Below are 17,294 nucleotides of genomic sequence, written 5' to 3' on the forward strand. Positions count from 1 at the left end.
CGCCTGACCGGCCTTCTCGAATTCGGCGACTGACGTAACAACAAATGGCATCGTCTCGACCGGGTCCGGTGCCATCCCCGCTTCGCTGATCCGCTGGCGCACGCGCATCATCAGGTGATCGACGACGTGGGGCGAGACGAGATACCAGGGGTGCCGTCACTCAATGCGACGAGGTTTACTCGCCCCGGCGCAGCGTTCTGGGGAGGAAGGCATCGATCTCCGCATCCGAGAAAGTTAACTCTTCGCGCTCCTTGAGCCCAACGCTCGCGTCGGCGTACGCCTTGGACGACGTTCTCGGCGCGTTTTCGTAGATTGACGCAAGACGACCCTGCAGTTCGTCACGTTTCTCGCGAGCGGTCTTCGCATCCATATTGCGATCGTGCAAATCCGTCAACACCGAAAGGTACGATTCACGAACGTTCCACAGTTCGCTCGCCGTCTTCTTGTGCTTCCCGGCCTGCTGCCCCGGATCGCTGTCCTTGGTGTACGTATTGAGCGCAAGGAGCGCCATCGAGACAACAGCGGCAGTCACGACGGCCGGATAGCTGAGTTTGTCTCCGCCGAAAATCGCGGCGATCAGTCCGCTTGTGGTCAAGGCAGACAGGACGATCTGCCAGAACTTGATGCGACCAAGCTTGGTCATGCATCGGTCCGCACACTTTTCATGCGTCTTGGTCGCGTACACCACGCGGCCAAAGCACTCGCGCAACTGCGCTTCAAGCGCTGCGTCAACGTCGTCAGCCTGGGAATTTTGTGCCATAGATTTCTCGCCATTTCTGTCGCGCAGTCCATCCGTACCCCTCGCCCTGGTATGCGCATGCCCCCACGGCGATGTTCCTGCACTGCGTCGCCTTGTATTCAAAGTTTCCGGTCCGCCAAACGTACTGCCCGGCACCCGGCGAGAGCCAGTAGGTTTGAGCAGCGCTTTGTGAGCACAAGAACTCGAAGAAGTCACGGCTCATGTAGTCGTAATATACATACGACTTGTCGCGATACTGGTAACCACGAACGAACTGGCTCGCAAGGGTATCAATCAAATGACCACTGATGGGCACACTCCAGACGTGACGCCAGGCCCGGGCCATCTTGCAAAGGTTTTTCAGATTGGCGTTGCACAAGGCGTCGATGCGCTTCATCTCGGCAATTTCTGGCCGCGGATTTGTCGTCTTCCAGCTCCCTCCTCCGTTGGAGTCTGGATATGTAAAGCTTGCGTCCTTGTTTTCGAAGGCCGGCAACACCTCGAACGTGATTCCGTCATCAAACGGCACCACGACCACCTGCCCGTCGGCGCCGATATTTGTAACCGAATACGTCTTCCTGATAGCCGTTCGTACGTCCTGCAACAGGGCTGACTGCCCGTTGCCCACGTAGTTGTTAAAGCGTACGAATTGTGCATACGGCAACCAGAAGATCATATCGACATCGCTTGTCTTTGCTGTCGCCGTACCGCGCCCATATGAGCCCGCCTGGATGCTGTGATACGTCCTCGACTCGGCGTTCCAGTACTCCAGGTTGAGCCGCCGGGTAATCAATTCGTAGCGGTCCGATATGGATGCCCGCTTTGTAATCGCCAGATTGCTGCACAACGTCCTGAAATCGTCCGCCACGCCCATCGAAGCCTCGATCTTTTTAGATTTGTTGATTACAACCGCGCACACCGTGGATATTGCCCATCACACTGCCCGCGGGATATCAGTGCCGAAAATCTTCTGCCATTCGTCGCCCGCGGCCATGATGCGGTTCTGGGATTCGAATTCGCAGGCCTTCGCGGCGCGGCGATAGGCGGATGCGGCGCGGCTTTGCCAGTCATTACCCAGCATCATCACTTCCCACGTGCCCGGCACCAGCACGAAACCGTCCGCTCGATGATAGAGAAACGCGAAGAAGTCATGCACGATCCAGTCGAAATAGAACCAGTCGTGCGATCGCCAGGGCGACTGCGCGATGAACTCGGCCGCAAGCAGCTCGAGGTGAAACGACTTGATCGGCACCGAGCACCAGGCCTGCCAGGCCTTGAGCATGCGGACGAACGGGCGCAGGTTGCACGCGTTCGCGCTGTCTGACGCTTCCAGACTGTTCTCTTCATCCCAGGGCGCGGTTTCCTTGTACGAGCCGCCGTTGTGTGAATCGCAGTCCAGTAGCGCCCGGGTGTCGTGAGCGCGAAGGCGGGGACCACATCCACGCTGTAGCTGCCGAAATTGACGAGCACCACCTGGCCGTCGCCACTGATGTCGGTGTTCCAGTAGGTCTGCGCGAGCCGAGTTTTCACTTCCTGCAACAGCGCCGACTGCCGGTTCCACATGTAGGCCTGAAAGCGGTGGTACACCTCGACCGGCAGCAAGAAATAGATGTCCACGTCGCGCGGCGGCCGGATCGCGGTGGCCTTACTCCACGAGCCGACGAAAAAGCTGTGATCGGTGTCCGACGGTGTGCCGTAGTAAGTACGGTTCAGGTAGTTCACGACGCCGACGCGTTTGCTGAATCCGTCAAGCCGCTGCGCCGGTGTCAGTGCGAGGTTGCGATCGAACTGCTCGAAGCGTTGCCGCACTGCAATCCAACGGGGCGTCGACTGGTAGGTCGGGAGCCCACTTAGCGCGCTTACCAATGCCAGGGAAGCACCCGAAGCCGCATCCTGTGCAGACCGGCGCGCCAGCGCCGACGCCAGGGTGAAAGGGGCGTTCTGGTCGCCCGCGGCCGGACGGTCGCTGCCCAAGGCGCGCAGCAGCAGGTCGAGATTGGTGTCGAAAACCATGGCACTCCCCAGGGGTCGGAACAATCAGCATACCTCAGCCCTGATTCTGCTTCTCTAAACAGCGCCCTGCCCGCATACAGCTTTTTCGCATGCGGAAAACGGCTCAGTTCGGCCCAGTACAAAAATCGCCACATCTGATAACTGAAGTTACCAAGCTTGACTGATTTGATCTAGAGGGACTCGTCAGGTTAAATTTGGTATCGACGAGTGAATGGCTACGGAGCGCCCATCAGTCTCGGCCGCGACGTTCTAGGGAACATAAGCGCAATCGAAGGCCACCACCTGACCGACGTCCCCTAAGCGTCAGGCGGACACGTCAAAATCCATCTTGGTATGCGCGACGCCGACGACATTTCGAATCAAAATTATGGCAAATAACATTATGTTAAATTGTTATCGCTCACCAAGACGAGAACGTAACTGCATAGGGCTCGTACGTAAAGTTGTCATGTGATGCTACCCAATCGCGTTCGGAAAATGACAATCCGAGTTTTCTGTATTTCCCTGATAGCTTTGCGTCTGGTATGCACCGGACCACGACGCGCAGCGCCGTGCACCTGATCATCAAACAGGTGTTCGACGATGCTTCGGGCACTTGCAATCGACGGGCAAAGCGTCCGAGCGAGCACCAGAACGTTTGCGGCAGGCTTCTGCCCATTGGCTACGACACACGGCAGTCTCTCGCATGATGGATGGCCAGGTCGATCTGCGATATGTCCGGGACAACCTGGGGCATGAATCGGTCTCAACCACGAGTCAGTACTTGCATGCGGACAACGATGATCGGCATCGGGCAACAGAAGCCGGGCTGAGATTAACTGGTAGCGATTTGTGAGGCCAATTGCCCACTACCGACGATTGGCCGAAGTCGACCCGGAGCGGCGACTGAATTTTCCTCAAAGCGGCCATTCAATGTTACCTTTTCACTCGCGAAAGCGGTGCGAGCGGCGGAAGCGGCCCCGTCAATGGACAATCTGGAAATAGCCGGGTAATGCAAGGCGATGTCGTCGGGGCGAGCGAGACGAAATGGAACAGGAACAGGAACAGGAACAGGAACAGGAACAGGAACAGGAATCATCAACGCCGTTAGCCTCGGCCCGCATTTAGTTTTTGGCCAGACTCGTTGGCATTGTCGACGCTTGAGTGAACTGCCCGCGCAGTCTCATCGCTTTCTGCCGCGAGCAGCGAAAGTACTTGCAAATCTCTGCGACCATGGCACGCAAAAGTTAAAAATATGATACTTACATCGAGAAATGGACATGGCGACCATTGATGAGCTTTTAGCGTGGAGTCAAATAGTAACTCCATCGCAGAACTTTACCAATGCAAGGGCGCTTGTTGCGCAAACCGCTGTCGAACTTGTTGGCAATAACTGGTCAGCCTTTCGCCGGACGATCATCCTGAATCCCCATTTGATCGCTCGTGAAAACATTTTGCTGCGTTTTCTCAGGATGCCGCTAGCAACGCTGGACGATCTTGTGTTCGTCAATACGCAGTTAATCGATAATCGGACAGAGATTCCGCTTAACACGGGCCCGTTAGGTGGACTTAAAGCGGCCTGGCCAATGGTCCAGATCCATCATGCACATCTGAGAAGGTTTTATGCGAGCCGGGGAGACAGTCGCTTGCGAGACCTTGTCGCTCTCGTCGCGCCCGTCGCGAATGGGATCGATATCGCTTCAACGGTGCAGATCCTCAGCGCCATAGGTGCCGTCGTGAATGCAATTACGCTACGGAATATTGGCTATCAGGGAAGTTTTGATGGCATTGTCCGAGGGCGCAACGGTCACACAATTGCCATGATCTGCCGACTTTTCGCTCTACATCCTCCTGGATCTGACTTTCCAGGGTTTACAGTCTGGGGGAACGGCGATCACTCATCGCCATCAATGAACATTCGTTTGCATTTCATGAAGCATGTTCTCTTCATCGACTCGAAAGGAGGGTTGGCGGAGAATTCCGCGGAGTTGCTCATTGCAGCTGCCCAGCGTGCTTCTGTTGAGATAGCTCATGAAACATTCGAGCTTCTCACTGAGGCGGACCACGACGGACCTGCATCACCGGACGAATGCGGGGACTGGTGGCGCACATTGAATATCCTCCTACCAAAGGCTGAGTGCGCGAGCCGGATTGCGGATCACGACAAAGACAAGTCGAAGGTACTTGACCTCTGGTGCTCGGGCACAAGTCTTTTGTCTGGCTACATCGTAAATTTTGTCAATTGCGGAGTTATTCAAAGAAACCCTCAACTGCTCGCGTGGTTCCTCGAACATTGGCAAGTGGCATATAGAGACTATGCGATTCGATGCAGCCGCAGATTAACCGACTTCGTCATAAGCTCCGACGGAGACAGCGTGTTTGTGGCAGGTACCGACAGTGAAAATTTCGTCATTGGCAGACTGGACAACGATACAGGGATCCTCGGTATTTCTTCTTGCTATAGGCCCACTGTTCCAGCGGACAAGATGAGAAGCCATCATCTGCAAAAGCTTTGGACCTTGAACTGATTTTAAGCGGGTTTAAAAGTAGAACGGACATTCTGATGGTCGAATGCGTACACCGGAAACCCGTACGCGTTCGTGCTGATGACAGTCGTTGGCCCGTGCAGAGAGCACACCGCTTTCATGGCGCTCCTTAAACTCTTTGGTTAGCTGGCTCTATCGTACACGCGGCTCGCCAGTTCGGCTCAATCACAATGCCTACCTTTGTGACGGCCACCACTGTTTATTGTGACTCTCCTCAAAGGATCTATGTGCTTCACTCGGAGGATAACAAGACTCTGCAAAAACCAACTTTGAAGAAGCATTAGATCGTTAGCATTCTTTATCGTCCACCGGAAGCCAATCCGTCGTCGCCGGTCGCCGGAAAGCGTTCTTGAACGACCGCTATTGACCCACTCGGACTGTCCCCGAGTCAATAGCCGAGCTGCAGTTATGTCCGAGGAGCGCATTGACTGCTCGTCCGAAGTGCGGGCTCCCAGGCCGTGGGGCCAGCATTTACTCGACCGGGCTTTGTTGCGGACACTCGGTTTCGTACCAGATATCGACCTGACGTTGCGCGGCCTCTAGATCAGCTGGATAGTACGGATCATCATTAAACCATCCCGGATGGTAGCCCGCTCTTTCCAAGGCTGCCACTTCGCTCATGTTGCGCTCGTGGGTAACGGGTGCCTTGTGCTTGATCTCGGTCAGGTCGCGGCATTGGACTGCGCTAAGGTGGGGCCCTGCGTCTGCCCGCATGCCCCCCATTGAACATGCAGTGAGCAGCACTAACGCGGCAAGCATCGGCCACGCTTTGTTTGCGTTTTTCATTTTGCGTTCCCCTCCATGAAGTAACGCTTAGTAAGCATGGCTCATTCCCACACCTCGGCTTCGCCAGCTTAAGATTAGGACAGTCGGCAGCCGGCCAGGAAGAGACGGAGAGACCATCGCCCGCAAGCATCCTGCGAGTGCAATCGCGTGAATTCTTTCAGCAAGGGCGCTGATCCCGGCCACGGCTGCGGGTGAGCTGGCGTTACGACTCATTATCCAGAACAGCCCGGGATTGGCGAGTCCGAACGCGACAGAGTGGTCCCATCCAATCCTTAACGCCTCGACCGGATCGAAATGTAGCCGGGCGCTCAGGCGCCGAACTTGACGGGTTGGCAGCGAGAGCCTTTTGCGCCGACCGCCGCGGCCTGAGCAGTCCGTTGACAACAAACCGAACCTACCCCATCCCCTTCACAAAATCCACAAAGGCACGCAACGGGGCGGGGACGAGGCGACGGCCGGGATAGTAGAGAAAAGGACCCGGGAAGCGCGGCCACCAGGTTTCGAGGACAGGCTCCAGCACTCCATTTTCGAAATAGGGGCGCAGCCAATCCTCGTATAAAGCGACGAGGCCCAGGCCTGCTATAGCGGCCTCGACGAGGAGATCACTTCCACCGCCCACCTGTACGATCAGCGGCCCTGTAGGTTCGAGGCGGATCGTCTCGCCGTCGCGCTCCAGGTCCCAGGCCATGACGGGACGGTCCCGAAAGCGGCTATGGAAACAGTCATGGCTGAGCAGGTCGCGTGGATGGACGGGCCGCCCGCGCCGGTCGAGATAAGCTGGCGCAGCCGCCAAGGCAAACCGCTGGTAACGCGGCCCAATGGGAACAGCGACCATATCCTGCTCTAGCCGCTCGTCGTAACGGATGCCGGCATCACAGCCGGCCGAAAGAATATCAACGAATTCATCATCGACCATCACTTCGAGCCGAACGCCTGGATAAGCCGCAAGAAACGGTGGCACGATGCGCGGCATCACAAGCCGCGCTGCGCTAGTGGGCACATTGAGTCGCAGCGTACCGGTCGGCTGATCGCTAAAGCTATTGACAACATCGAGTGCTGCGTCGACCTCGCGAAAAGCAGGGACTAGCCGCTCCAAGAGCCTCGCGCCCGCCTCGGTCAGCGCGACGCTGCGCGTAGTGCGATTGAACAGCCGCACGTTGAGCTGCGCTTCCAGGCGGCGCACGGCGTCGCTGAGCGCCGAGGCGCTGCCGCCACTGGCCCGAGCGCCATCGCGAAACCCGCCAGCCTGCGCTACCGCGATAAAAGCACTGAGATCGGCCCAGTCGGATTTAATTGTTCTCTCCACCGTACAAGTTGTGCGGATTATGCCGGCTTATCCTGCAAATTACCAAGCCGTATCATGGCCGCTGCTCAGGGAGGTATCCATGATCCACATCCGCCAGTCCGGCGCCTACTTTTTTGGTAGCTGCACATGCCACATTCGCCCCGAGGGGTTAGACCAATGAAAACGGTTGTCATGACAGGCGGCACTGCCGGTTTCGGTGCGGTCGCCGCAAAGAGAATCTTCAACACGCCAAACACGAAACTGATCCTGGCAGCAAGAGACACTAAAAATTCTTCAATGGATACCATGCCATTGGATTTGGCGCGTCTCTCGAATGTTCGGTCTTTCGTTCAATCGCTCATGAAGAAGTTAAACGGTACAAAGATTGATATTCTGGTCATGAATGCCGGAGCGCAGTTCGGAAACACCAGGCAAAGAACCCATGACGGATTCGAATCCACCTTTGCAATCAACCATCTCTCGCACTATCTTTTGCTCCGGCTTCTGTCGCCTGCCCTCGCAAAGAACGCCACCATAGTTATCACCACGAGTGATGTTCACGACCCGGAGGTGGTTCCGTTCGGGCCCAAAGAGCTTGATTCCGAGGCTCTGGCTCATCCCCAACACAAGAGCACAGGTTTCATGCCCGGATTAAAGGCTTATGCAAGCTCCAAGCTGTGCAATCTCCTTACTGCGCGCGCATTCGGAGCCTCCATCGATTCACAGATCAATGGCATGCGCGTCATTGCCTACAATCCCGGATTGACTGGAGGCACGTCGCTATTCCGCGCGTGGCCTTGGTGGGCAAGGTTGATGATGGCAACGGCGTCCAGACTTCGCCACGTGAATACGATCGAGCAGGTGGGTAATGCAATTGCCGACTTGGGACTTGGAACGATTGTGTCACCGGCTGGGCGTTTCTACGCCTCCTTGGTTGGCGGCAAGTTGACGTGGCCTGAACCCTCCGAGCTGGGTCGCAAGGATGATGTGATGATGAGCTTGTGGCGCGATAGTGAGAGGATGGTGGGGTTGTCAAATGGACACTGAAGCGCTTGCCTCAATGAGGGTTATCGGGCAGCGCAAAAATGCTTCGTCGGGTATTAAAAAATTACGACAACAGCTATGCATCACGATGGTCGCGTTTGCGCTGTGCTCATGCGCTACGATTGCGCCGCTCCCACCATATGCCGCATCTGACCACGCTCAAATCCGCAGCCAGACGATGGACCTGAAAGGCGTTGAGCTTGGCTCGTTTGTTTCCGACGTCGAGGTCCATCCAATATGCCGCGGCGGTTGGGCCAAAATCACTCCGGGTGACGAAAAGAATTTTGAGAGTTACGTTCGGCATGCTGTGGCCGATGAATTGAAGCTCGCTATCAAAGACAGTAATAGCGCTCCCAGGGTGACGCTGACTGGTCACGTGGAGCGGCTGAATTTTTCCTCTACTGTCGATTGGCTAAGTGCCGGATTTTGGGACATAAGATTGAGAATTGAGTCATCGAATGGACACATGTTGACTGTGGAGCAGAAAAACTCGTTCGAGACCGGTTACCACGACGTACCAGCCTGCGAAAAGGTTGCAGCCCAGTTTCCTATCGTTGTTCGTGCTCTGATTTCGTCTCTCGTCGCAAGCCCGGATTTTCTGCCCTTGCTCAAATGATGTGGATTTGCATAAAGTGAAACCGACACACGTGACAATTCTTCTTTGATTCCAAGGCGACGCGCAAAACGACACGTTTTGTTTGGGCGTCCGGCGGTCCCGTTCCCGATTCGTAACGGCCATTTATGAAAGGGCTGCGCGGATCGGATCGCCGCTTCGAGGGTTTTGCGGACTCGCCCGGCGTCCTTGGGATGCACCACGTCGCCAAAAAACTGCTGCCGGTCAATGGTCCGTTTTCGAACGGCTGACCGATGATCGCGTACATGCGCTCGTTCTTCCAGACGGCAGTCCTTTCCCTAACGTTCCACTCGACGATTCCGAGCCTCGCTGCAGCGGCTGCGATGCGTACGCGCAGCTCGCTACTCTCATGCGATGCGGCGCCCCTGTCGCGTTCTGCCAGGCCTCGTCAGGACTTCCTCCCCTAGCCTTTGATCGGGCAATCGGACGCCGCAAACCATCCCAGGCCACCAAAGCATAGGTCGCTTAACTTGCCGGCGAAGAACAAGTATGATGAATGAGCAACGTTCGCGCCTCGTCCTATGTCCCGCACGATATTTTCGAAGTGTTTAAGCTCAAACCCGCTCGGCAATTCCTGTCTTTCTTTCCCGATCGTGGCCCGGTCTGGGGACGCGGCGTCGCGCGCAATCTTGCGGGAGCGAGTGCGCTTATCGGCGGCGTTTGCGTGATGCTTTCCGCAGTGGCGCTCGGCGAGCACTACGCGGACGGTGCGATCCGTTTCCGTGAACAACTCGTCGCCAGCGACATGGTCGAATCGGTCGAGCGCATCCTGAATCATGTGATATCGAGTCAGCGCGAGCCGCTCGACCGGCTGCCGGGCCAGCCTTGTGAAACCGTGGCGAAGCAGCTCGCCGAATTGAAGACATACGTCCGCTACGTGCGCGGCGTCAACCTCGTTGAGAATGGGCGGCTCTATTGCTCCTCCGCGATGGGGCCGATGAACGTACCTTTGTCGGCCTACATCTCCACCGCGCAACGCGATCTCGGCATCAGTCTGATCCGTGGCACCCTCTACCAGCCTGCTATCCCGGTACTGCCAGTATTTCGCTCGACTGGACACGGCACGGGCCTGCTGTATGTCATCGAAGCCCCGTACGTCGCAGATATTCTGGCGCACGGCCTGCGCTATGGCGCAAGCAAGGTGACGCTGTCTGTCACCGGATCTGGTGCGATCGACGAGCACGACGTATTTTCCGCCGCCGGCGTCGCCGAGACGTCGCGCTCCGGCACGCAGGTGGGATCGACTGGTTTCCCCTTCTCCGTGACGGTGACGGCATCGCCCGCTTTTGCGTCGCAGATGCGCTGGAAGTACGGCGCGATCTGTTGCGGGACCGGGGTGCTGCTGGCTCTTCTAATTGCCGCCGCCTACCTGCTTGCCTTCGCGCCGCGGCGATTGTTGCTGTCCGCCGTCCGGCAAGGGCTCAGGACCGGTCAGCTCCACGTGGTGTATCAACCGGTCGTTGATATCGCGACCCGCCGCATCGTGGGCGCCGAAGCCTTGCTCCGCTGGAGTCACCCTCGCTGGGGGCCAATCAGCCCCGCTGTCTTCATGGCGGAGGTTGAATCGAGCAGCCTTCTCGCCGACGTCACCCGGTTTGTGCTGCAACGGGCCACGGCCGATATCAAGAGGCCGACCGGCAGCGCGCCGTTCCGGATCGCTGTCAACGTAGCGCCGATGGACCTTGAACGCAAAGGCTTCGTGTCGGAGGTGCTGGCGCTCGCTGAACGACTGCCCGAATCGACGGTTCTCGTGCTCGAAGTCACCGAGCGTTTCCTGCTGGCCCGGCATCCCCGAGTTCGGAAGATCTTCGAGACCCTGCGAGAACATGGCGTGCGCTTCGCGCTAGACGACTTCGGTACGGAGCACAGCAACCTCGATCTGCTTGGGAGGTTCCCGTTCGATTTCGTAAAGATCGACAGGCAGTTCATCGAGCAAGTTGACAAGGGCGGTGCGAGCCTTATTGAAGGGATCGCCGCTGTGGCAGGACACTATGGCATGCAGGTGATTGCCGAAGGTGTCGAAACTGAAGCGCAGCACGACGCGCTGCGAAGACTGGGGATTCCCTACGGTCAGGGCTACCTCTACCGACGGCCGGTGGACGCCGACGAACTTTTTAGTGTTCCACCGGCAGTAGTATGCGTCGCAGATTCAGTGAAATGACTCGGCGAGACGACACCGCGAGGATGAAGGCGAATGTCCCTACATGGCCGAACCCGGTTCGACATTGAACTGGCGGAATAGGCTGCCGTTGATTGACCCGCATCGGGCAGAAGTCGAGCCTGAACCGCCGTTCGAGTCGAGAGCATCTCGACGCCCCTTTTCGGCGTACGGACAGCCGTTCTTTGATCGCACCGGATGACAGTGACGACCGATTGCGAATCGTGAAGCCGGCGCGCGCCAGCGGAAAAACCGCCCGGTTCTATGACCGTTATAAAAGCGGTCAAGTTATGAAATCGATCCATCGCGTTTCCTTGGCGAGCTCGGTGCGGCTCGCATGAACCCAGTCACAAATCAGCTCTGCCACTCTGCAAGGGGCATATCGGCCTATTCTTTTCAAGAATGGGACTTATGGAATAACGGCCCATTATCAATCGTGACGAATCAAATTAATATCGATTCGCTCCCGATCGACCGGTAGGACGGTAGTAATAGCGAACGTCGCAACACGTTTCGAACAAAACAGGAGCGTCACAGCGGCCCCAAGCTATCGCGCAACTTGAAGCCTTGTTGGAAGGAACGCCGCTGTGGAGTTTTGGCTGCTACGAAGCGACGATTCTGGGGTCAATGACGAACGTAGCAATCAAATAGGACTAGAGCCATGAGCACAGCAATGAATGATCAACAACGACCGTCACCGCCCTTACTGAGCCTCTCAGGAAAAAAGGTAGTGGTGGTCGGTGGAAAGACGGGAATTGGCTTTGGAATCGCGCGCGCGGCGTATGTAGCGGGTGCGTCCGTGACGGTCGCTAGTCGGCGTATCACCTCAGTGGAGGGACGTCCAGATTTAGCTAAGTTCGAACAAGTGACCTTGGATATTTGCGACGAGGCGGCAGTGAGGAAGGCCTTTGACAACATAGGATCATTCGATCATCTCGCCATCACGGCGGGGCCCGACTTGGGGACCTGGGGGACTTTCATGGACGACGATATGCGCGGCGTTCGAAGCTATATCGAAAATAAGTTCCTGGGCAGTTGGGCTTGTGCGCGTTATGCGGCGCCTCATCTGAGAGCGGGCGGCTCGATTACCTTCCTTACCGGTGGCTTGGCCGCGCGACCAAAACGCGGCTTCAGCGCTGTGACTTCTGCGTTTGTGGCAGTGGAAGCCTTATCGGGCTCACTCGCACTCGAACTGGCTCCTGTCCGCGTTAACACGATACGTCCCGGCTATATCGACACAGACTTATGGCGCGTTATGTCCGATAACGAGCGCGAGGCCTTGAGAGCAAAAGTACGCGAGTCCTTTCCGGCGCAACACGCGGGCACAGCAGATGATATTGGACACGCCGCGCTGTTCCTGATGACCAATCCTTATGTAACCGGAACCGTCATCGAGGTATCCGGTGGTGAGAACTTAGTTCCCAGCGTTTTCTAACGAGCACGACGGCTTCTTTAGCTCTCGTCAAGGACGGTCGCCGGGTATGATTCGGTGGAGACTGTGCGGAGTCCGAATGGATCTATTTCGGAGGCAATTGCCACATCGATTGACAGACGCATTGATGTCGTGGCGTTGAGCAGCACACAACCACCCGCCATGAAGTAAACCGGTTCTTCGTCGCTATCGACGAAGAACCAACGTGCCAGAAAGAATCATGTAGCAGCGTCGACCGTGTGATTTCGGGTAGCGCAACGACCGATGGCCGCCCGCACGAGGCCATGAAACATTCAGCCCAGCGGCCTTATCGATTGCGGACACGGCCGCTTTGCGGGTAACAAGAAGCATCCGCTCAGATGATTCGACCGACTGCCTTGGCCGATTGCTGCCCGACGCGGATCATTCAATGGCGAGTCCCTCCGTTACGTCAACCGTCGGATCGGGTTCGCCCATCACCTAACCACCTGTTACCCCAAGCATGCTCATTAAGCCAAAACTTGAAGACGTCGGTGAAAGGCGTCGAGACGCTCTATTGCTCGCGCCACAAATGGCTGCCCCGCTATCTCGGTTCTACGCACTCTTCCTCCGCTTGCCTGGACGCTCGGCAATAGTGCGCGCGAGTTCCACAAATGCGGTCAACACTGCAGGCGGCGATGGATTCGTCCACGCGAGCAGCAATTCACTCACCGCGTGACGTTCGCGCAGCGGCCGGTACACCACGTTATCCATGTGCACACGCTGGACCGAGGCGGGCACCAGCGCAATGCCAAATCCCGAGCTCACGAGTCCGAGCGATGCGTAGATCTGTCCCATTTCAAATAACGGCGATGGCGCAAAGCCGCCCATCGCGCAGAGGTGATTGATAATCGCGTGGTAGTCGGGCGCGACATCCTTGCGATAGTTGATCACGCGCATGTCCGCGCAATCGCCGATCGAAATAATGCGTTTAGCGGCAAGCGGATTGTCCTTTGCAATAGCAATGACGAACGGCTCGCGGAGGATCATCGTGGATGTCAGGTTCGAATCTGCGGGCACGGCGCGCACGAAGGCGACATCGACTTCTCCACGCGCGAGCGCGTTGACCTGTTCGGCGGCCGTGAACCAGCGCAACTCGATGGATACATCGGGGAAGCGCTGCTGGAATTCACGAATGAGCTCGGGTAACAGCGTGTACGCGATGTGTTCAAAGAAGCCAACAGCCAAGTGCCCGATCTCGCCGCGCGCGGCGCGCTGTGAGTCGATCACGGCAGCGTCCGCCAATGCCAGAATGCGCCGGGCGCGATCCGCGAACACCATTCCCGCCGACGACAACGTCACGCGCTTGCCGCGCCGGTCGAACAGTTCCGCACCCAGCTCTTCTTCGAGTTCACGAATCTGGCGACTTAGCGGCGGCTGCGCCATGTGCAAGTGCTCGGCGGCTTTGGTGAAGTTCAGGGTTTGTGCGACAGCCAGAAAATAGCGCAGATGACGAAGCTCCATGTAATACCTTTAAGGTACTGAAAGCGAACTTATTATATCTTTTACATCGATTCACGATACCACTACGATTCATCTCAACGAGATCAATTAGGAGACGTCCATCGTGAAACTCACTGATGAACAACAGATTGCCTATGCGCGCGATGGCTTCGTCGTTCTGCCGTCTTTGCTGTCCAGCGAGGAAGTGCAGGAAATGAAGCGTGAGCTGAAGCGCATCCAGCAAATCGATACGGATCATCTCGTACGCGAGAAAACCGGCGGCATTGCGAAGACGATCTACAAGGTGCACGAAACGGAAAGTCCGACGGCATCGCCCGTGTTTCATGCGGTAACGCGCGCGCCTCGACTGCTCGAGCCGGCGCAGCAGCTATTGACCGATCCGGCGCTCTACATTCATCACACCAAGTGCAACCTCAAAACCGCTATCGATGGTTCGGTATGGCAATGGCATCAGGACTTCGGAACGTGGCACATCGATGGCGTGCCAAATCCGACGATGACCACCGCGCTCGTCATGCTCGATGAACCGACCGAAATGGGCGGCTGCCTGTACTTCATTCCCGGAAGCCATAAGCTCGGATCGCTGCAACCCGCATACGATGACGCGACGGGATACCGCTTTTATGTCGTACCGAAGGCAACGATGCTCGAAGTTCTATCAACCCATCCGAAAGCGGTACCGATCATCGGGGCGCCGGGAACGGTCGTGTTCTTCGATGCCAACATCGTCCATTCGTCGGGCCATAATCTTTCCGGCGATGACCGCTGGCAGGCGTATATCGTGTACAACACGGTCGCGAATCGTCCCGCCGATGTGGAGAAGCCGCGCCCGGATTATGTGCGTTCTACTAACTTCGTGCCGTTGCAATTGGGTAGCGACAACATTCTAAAATCCAGCTTGTAGGTTCCGTTACACGGTGCCTTCGTTGCCAACGGAACGTGACGACAATTGTGCAGAGCGTCGAGGAGATCGGCGCTTGGCGCATGTTCATCGGCTTAACCCTGGAACTCAAGAATGTAGAGCCCTCCGTTATAGTCGGTCGAATACACCAGCCCTTCGGCATCGACGAATACATCGGAAGACTGAATCACGTTAGGACGGTTTGGACGATGATCCATCAGTTGTGCTGGCTGCGGCGGCACAAACGCCCCGACTTCGACCGGCCGGTACGGATTGCTCACGTCGAATACACGCACTCCCGCGTTCTGATAAGTCGCAAAGATCAGCCGCGGACTGACAAAACTTCCCGGCCGATTCTCATGCAGGTTATGCGGGCCGAAGTGGCCGAGTTTCTGCCGGTACCCAGTCTCGCGGGGCGATGGAAAGGTCGAGAGGCTGACCGGATTAGACGGCTCGCGGACATCGAATAGCCAGATGAATTTCTCGCCATCCTCCTGATGATCGAGTACCGCCTCGTCGAGCACGACCAGCAGATCACGGTCGGGCAAGGGCAGGCAGTTGTGGGTACCGCCACCGAAGGGCGGCGACCAGTTGCGGTGTGTGATCAGCTTCGGCGCGCTGCGATCGGCGACGTCGAGCATGACCAGTCCGGCATCTCGCCATGCGCAGTAAGCGGTGTCGCCGTGAACAATCGGATGATGCAAACCGTAACGCCGCGTCGCCGGCCATGATGGCGTTTCATCGGCGGCAAAGTGCATGCCGGGTAGCCAGAAACGCCCCGCTTCGCGCGGATTGCACGGGTCGGACATATCGATCGTGATGAAGATGTAATCTGAAAAACCGTCAAGCAGCGCCGATGCGTACGCCCAGCGTCCACCCGTGTACCAGACACGGTGGATGCCCCCGCCTTCGACCGGCATAAAGCCAATCTCACGCGGCGTATCCCCCTTCGAAATATCGTACACAGCCAGGCCCGCGCGCCAGTTTCGCTCACCGGTCGAGCGTTGCGCGGTGCCGACCTTCTTCCCGAGTGCACCCTCGTAGTACGCACGTTCATCCTGAAACTCCGCGGCCGCAAACATGTCCTTGGCGTTGATGACGAGCAGCAGATCGTCATGCGTCTGCAAGTGAATGTTCCATGTGTTCGGCGGCGCCGGCACGTAAGCGACCGTGGCGGGACGGCGGGGATCACGCACATCCACGACGCTAAAACCCTTCGAGAACATATGGCCAATGTAGGCGTAACCGCGATGCACCATCAGTTGCACACCGTCGGCACGCCCTCCCTGGTCGCTGTGACCAATCAAGCGCATATTTCGTGAAAAATCAGGAGTGGGTAGTTGAATGTCAGTCATGGTGAGAACCTGGGTCCGGGAATTCCGCCGTGTTCGGTCCCCGCGCCGGTGCATGAGCCGGATTGCGGGAATTTTCATGTAATAGGGAATGTGAACTAAATGATTGGCGTCATCGAAAACAAGATGACGACGTCAGTTATTTAACGCCCCAAATGCGTCTATACACATCGCGATAATGATTGTCCGGGTCATAGCGGTTCATCTTCCCGCCGTCGTAGGCAATATCGGTTGCCGTCACCAGGTGCACCGGCGCCGTGTAGCCGCTCACCGGCGTACCGGCAAACGCGCGGTTCAGTTCGTCCACCGCCTGCCAGCCGTGGAGCGACACCGGTTCGGCAACGGTGGCCGCCTGATATTCCCCGTTGCGAATGCGCTGGAACGCCGACTCGCTGCCATTGCCCGCCGAGACGCCGAGCAGCGGCCCCGTACCTTTGTAGCCGGCTTGCTGCAACGCGGGCGACATGAAATCGAACGGCAGGTCGTTGATGGTCAGCGCCCACGTCCACTTTGCGCCGTAGCGCTGCAACATGGTCGAGGTGAGTTGCGGAATGCGCGTCGCGGTATCGGACAGCGGCGTGTCCTCTATCTTCAGCAACTGGCAGCCAGCGCACTTCTTGACGAGATCCGCCATCGCGTTGGACTTGGCCGTTGCGATCTCGTAGGTCGAGTCCGTGAAGATAACCACGCCCGCCTTGCCGTTCGATTGCGCGATCACGTACATGACTGAGGCCTTCGCCACGTCGAGCGGATCCGTCGCGAGGTTCGTGACGAACCCATCTTGCAGGGCGGGTCCGGGCTTCGGCAGCGAATGCCAGCCCACTACCTTGATACCGTGCGCAACGGCCTGATGGACCAGCGAAGCCTGCTCCCTCGCGTCAACGCTGCCAAGCACGATACCGTCGGGCTTGAGCGCAATGGCCTGGTTCATCGCGGCCGAACG

14 protein-coding genes and 2 pseudogenes are annotated in these 17,294 nt (G+C 57.3%); 7 read left to right on the plus strand and 9 right to left on the minus strand.

What is annotated here, in order from left to right; translation table 11 throughout:
- Positions 1-175 precede the first annotated feature (175 nt).
- From GSQ93_RS17880 to GSQ93_RS38720, 4 genes and pseudogenes are all read right to left on the minus strand, one after another.
- Positions 176-760: an SLATT domain-containing protein gene (locus tag GSQ93_RS17880; protein WP_158936994.1), complete on the minus strand. Its 585-nt coding sequence runs from the start codon at positions 758-760 to the stop codon at positions 176-178.
- On the minus strand, positions 738-1,613 hold the full coding sequence (locus tag GSQ93_RS17885) for a nucleotidyltransferase (protein ID WP_158936995.1): 876 nt from the start codon (positions 1,611-1,613) through the stop codon (positions 738-740). Before GSQ93_RS17885 ends, GSQ93_RS17880 begins: the two co-directional genes overlap by 23 nt.
- A gap of 60 nt (positions 1,614-1,673) precedes the next feature.
- Positions 1,674-2,021, minus strand: coding sequence for a hypothetical protein (locus GSQ93_RS38145; RefSeq protein WP_254073924.1), 348 nt, complete (start codon positions 2,019-2,021; stop codon positions 1,674-1,676).
- A 122-nt stretch (positions 2,022-2,143) separates the two neighbouring features.
- Positions 2,144-2,752, minus strand: a pseudogene (locus GSQ93_RS38720) (hypothetical protein); the annotation flags it as partial.
- Positions 2,753-3,291: 539 nt separating this feature from the next.
- On the opposite strand from GSQ93_RS38720, the pseudogene GSQ93_RS17900 reads away from it, so the two are divergent.
- Both GSQ93_RS17900 and GSQ93_RS17905 read left to right on the plus strand, forming a co-directional pair.
- A pseudogene (locus GSQ93_RS17900) lies at positions 3,292-3,587 on the plus strand (tyrosine-type recombinase/integrase); the annotation flags it as partial.
- Positions 3,588-4,011: 424 nt separating this feature from the next.
- Entirely contained in the window at positions 4,012-5,259 is a 1,248-nt protein-coding gene (locus GSQ93_RS17905; RefSeq protein ID WP_158936998.1) for a hypothetical protein, read from the plus strand.
- 489 nt (positions 5,260-5,748) lie between these two features.
- On the opposite strand, the gene GSQ93_RS17910 is transcribed toward GSQ93_RS17905, so the two are convergent.
- Both GSQ93_RS17910 and GSQ93_RS17915 read right to left on the minus strand, forming a co-directional pair.
- Complete coding sequence (locus GSQ93_RS17910) at positions 5,749-6,063, minus strand: DUF4148 domain-containing protein (protein ID WP_158936999.1); 315 nt, start codon at positions 6,061-6,063, stop codon at positions 5,749-5,751.
- A gap of 394 nt (positions 6,064-6,457) precedes the next feature.
- Positions 6,458-7,357 carry a LysR family transcriptional regulator gene (locus tag GSQ93_RS17915; protein ID WP_158937020.1) on the minus strand — a complete coding sequence of 300 codons (900 nt, stop codon included), beginning with the start codon at positions 7,355-7,357 and terminating at the stop codon, positions 6,458-6,460.
- Between the two features lie 168 nt (positions 7,358-7,525).
- Here GSQ93_RS17915 and GSQ93_RS17920 point away from each other — a divergent pair, with 168 nt between their 5' ends.
- From GSQ93_RS17920 to GSQ93_RS17935, 4 genes are all read left to right on the plus strand, one after another.
- Positions 7,526-8,395, plus strand: a complete 870-nt coding sequence (locus tag GSQ93_RS17920; protein WP_216857633.1) for an SDR family NAD(P)-dependent oxidoreductase — start codon at positions 7,526-7,528, stop codon at positions 8,393-8,395.
- Positions 8,385-9,008: a hypothetical protein gene (locus GSQ93_RS17925; protein ID WP_158937000.1), complete on the plus strand. Its 624-nt coding sequence runs from the start codon at positions 8,385-8,387 to the stop codon at positions 9,006-9,008. The genes GSQ93_RS17920 and GSQ93_RS17925 overlap by 11 nt, the downstream gene beginning before the upstream one ends.
- 685 nt (positions 9,009-9,693) lie before the next feature.
- Positions 9,694-11,187, plus strand: a complete 1,494-nt coding sequence (locus GSQ93_RS17930) for an EAL domain-containing protein (RefSeq protein WP_158937022.1) — start codon at positions 9,694-9,696, stop codon at positions 11,185-11,187.
- A gap of 658 nt (positions 11,188-11,845) precedes the next feature.
- The gene (locus GSQ93_RS17935; RefSeq protein ID WP_158937001.1) at positions 11,846-12,619 is read left to right on the plus strand and encodes an SDR family oxidoreductase; all 774 of its coding nucleotides are present in this window, start codon (positions 11,846-11,848) and stop codon (positions 12,617-12,619) included.
- A 570-nt stretch (positions 12,620-13,189) separates the two neighbouring features.
- Here the strand turns inward: GSQ93_RS17935 and GSQ93_RS17940 are convergent.
- Positions 13,190-14,098 carry a LysR family transcriptional regulator gene (locus tag GSQ93_RS17940; protein WP_158937002.1) on the minus strand — a complete coding sequence of 303 codons (909 nt, stop codon included), beginning with the start codon at positions 14,096-14,098 and terminating at the stop codon, positions 13,190-13,192.
- A 103-nt stretch (positions 14,099-14,201) separates the two neighbouring features.
- Between GSQ93_RS17940 and GSQ93_RS17945 the strand changes: the two genes are divergently transcribed.
- Positions 14,202-15,002, plus strand: a complete 801-nt coding sequence (locus GSQ93_RS17945) for a phytanoyl-CoA dioxygenase family protein (RefSeq protein WP_158937003.1) — start codon at positions 14,202-14,204, stop codon at positions 15,000-15,002.
- A 92-nt stretch (positions 15,003-15,094) separates the two neighbouring features.
- Here GSQ93_RS17945 and GSQ93_RS17950 read toward each other — a convergent pair whose 3' ends face one another.
- Together GSQ93_RS17950 and GSQ93_RS17955 are read right to left on the minus strand one after the other, a co-directional pair.
- Positions 15,095-16,354: an LVIVD repeat-containing protein gene (locus tag GSQ93_RS17950; protein WP_158937004.1), complete on the minus strand. Its 1,260-nt coding sequence runs from the start codon at positions 16,352-16,354 to the stop codon at positions 15,095-15,097.
- A 136-nt stretch (positions 16,355-16,490) separates the two neighbouring features.
- Positions 16,491-17,294: substrate-binding domain-containing protein (locus tag GSQ93_RS17955; RefSeq protein ID WP_158937005.1), on the minus strand; the 804-nt coding region annotated here is incomplete at its 5' end.

Source organism: Burkholderia sp. S171 (assembly GCF_009766085.1).
GTDB lineage: Bacteria > Pseudomonadota > Gammaproteobacteria > Burkholderiales > Burkholderiaceae > Caballeronia.

Excerpts from the sequence above, each read along its gene's own strand:
- GSQ93_RS17880 (WP_158936994.1), bottom strand. The coding sequence starts at position 760 with ATGGCACAAAATTCCCAGGCTGACGACGTTGACGCAGCGCTTGAAGCG.
- GSQ93_RS17885 (WP_158936995.1), bottom strand. The coding sequence starts at position 1,613 with ATGGGCGTGGCGGACGATTTCAGGACGTTGTGCAGCAATCTGGCGATT.
- GSQ93_RS38145 (WP_254073924.1), bottom strand. The coding sequence starts at position 2,021 with ATGCTCAAGGCCTGGCAGGCCTGGTGCTCGGTGCCGATCAAGTCGTTT.
- GSQ93_RS17905 (WP_158936998.1), top strand. The coding sequence starts at position 4,012 with ATGGCGACCATTGATGAGCTTTTAGCGTGGAGTCAAATAGTAACTCCA.
- GSQ93_RS17910 (WP_158936999.1), bottom strand. The coding sequence starts at position 6,063 with ATGAAAAACGCAAACAAAGCGTGGCCGATGCTTGCCGCGTTAGTGCTG.
- GSQ93_RS17920 (WP_216857633.1), top strand. The coding sequence starts at position 7,526 with ATGAAAACGGTTGTCATGACAGGCGGCACTGCCGGTTTCGGTGCGGTC.
- GSQ93_RS17925 (WP_158937000.1), top strand. The coding sequence starts at position 8,385 with ATGGACACTGAAGCGCTTGCCTCAATGAGGGTTATCGGGCAGCGCAAA.
- GSQ93_RS17930 (WP_158937022.1), top strand. The coding sequence starts at position 9,694 with ATGCTTTCCGCAGTGGCGCTCGGCGAGCACTACGCGGACGGTGCGATC.
- GSQ93_RS17935 (WP_158937001.1), top strand. The coding sequence starts at position 11,846 with ATGAGCACAGCAATGAATGATCAACAACGACCGTCACCGCCCTTACTG.
- GSQ93_RS17940 (WP_158937002.1), bottom strand. The coding sequence starts at position 14,098 with ATGGAGCTTCGTCATCTGCGCTATTTTCTGGCTGTCGCACAAACCCTG.
- GSQ93_RS17950 (WP_158937004.1), bottom strand. The coding sequence starts at position 16,354 with ATGACTGACATTCAACTACCCACTCCTGATTTTTCACGAAATATGCGC.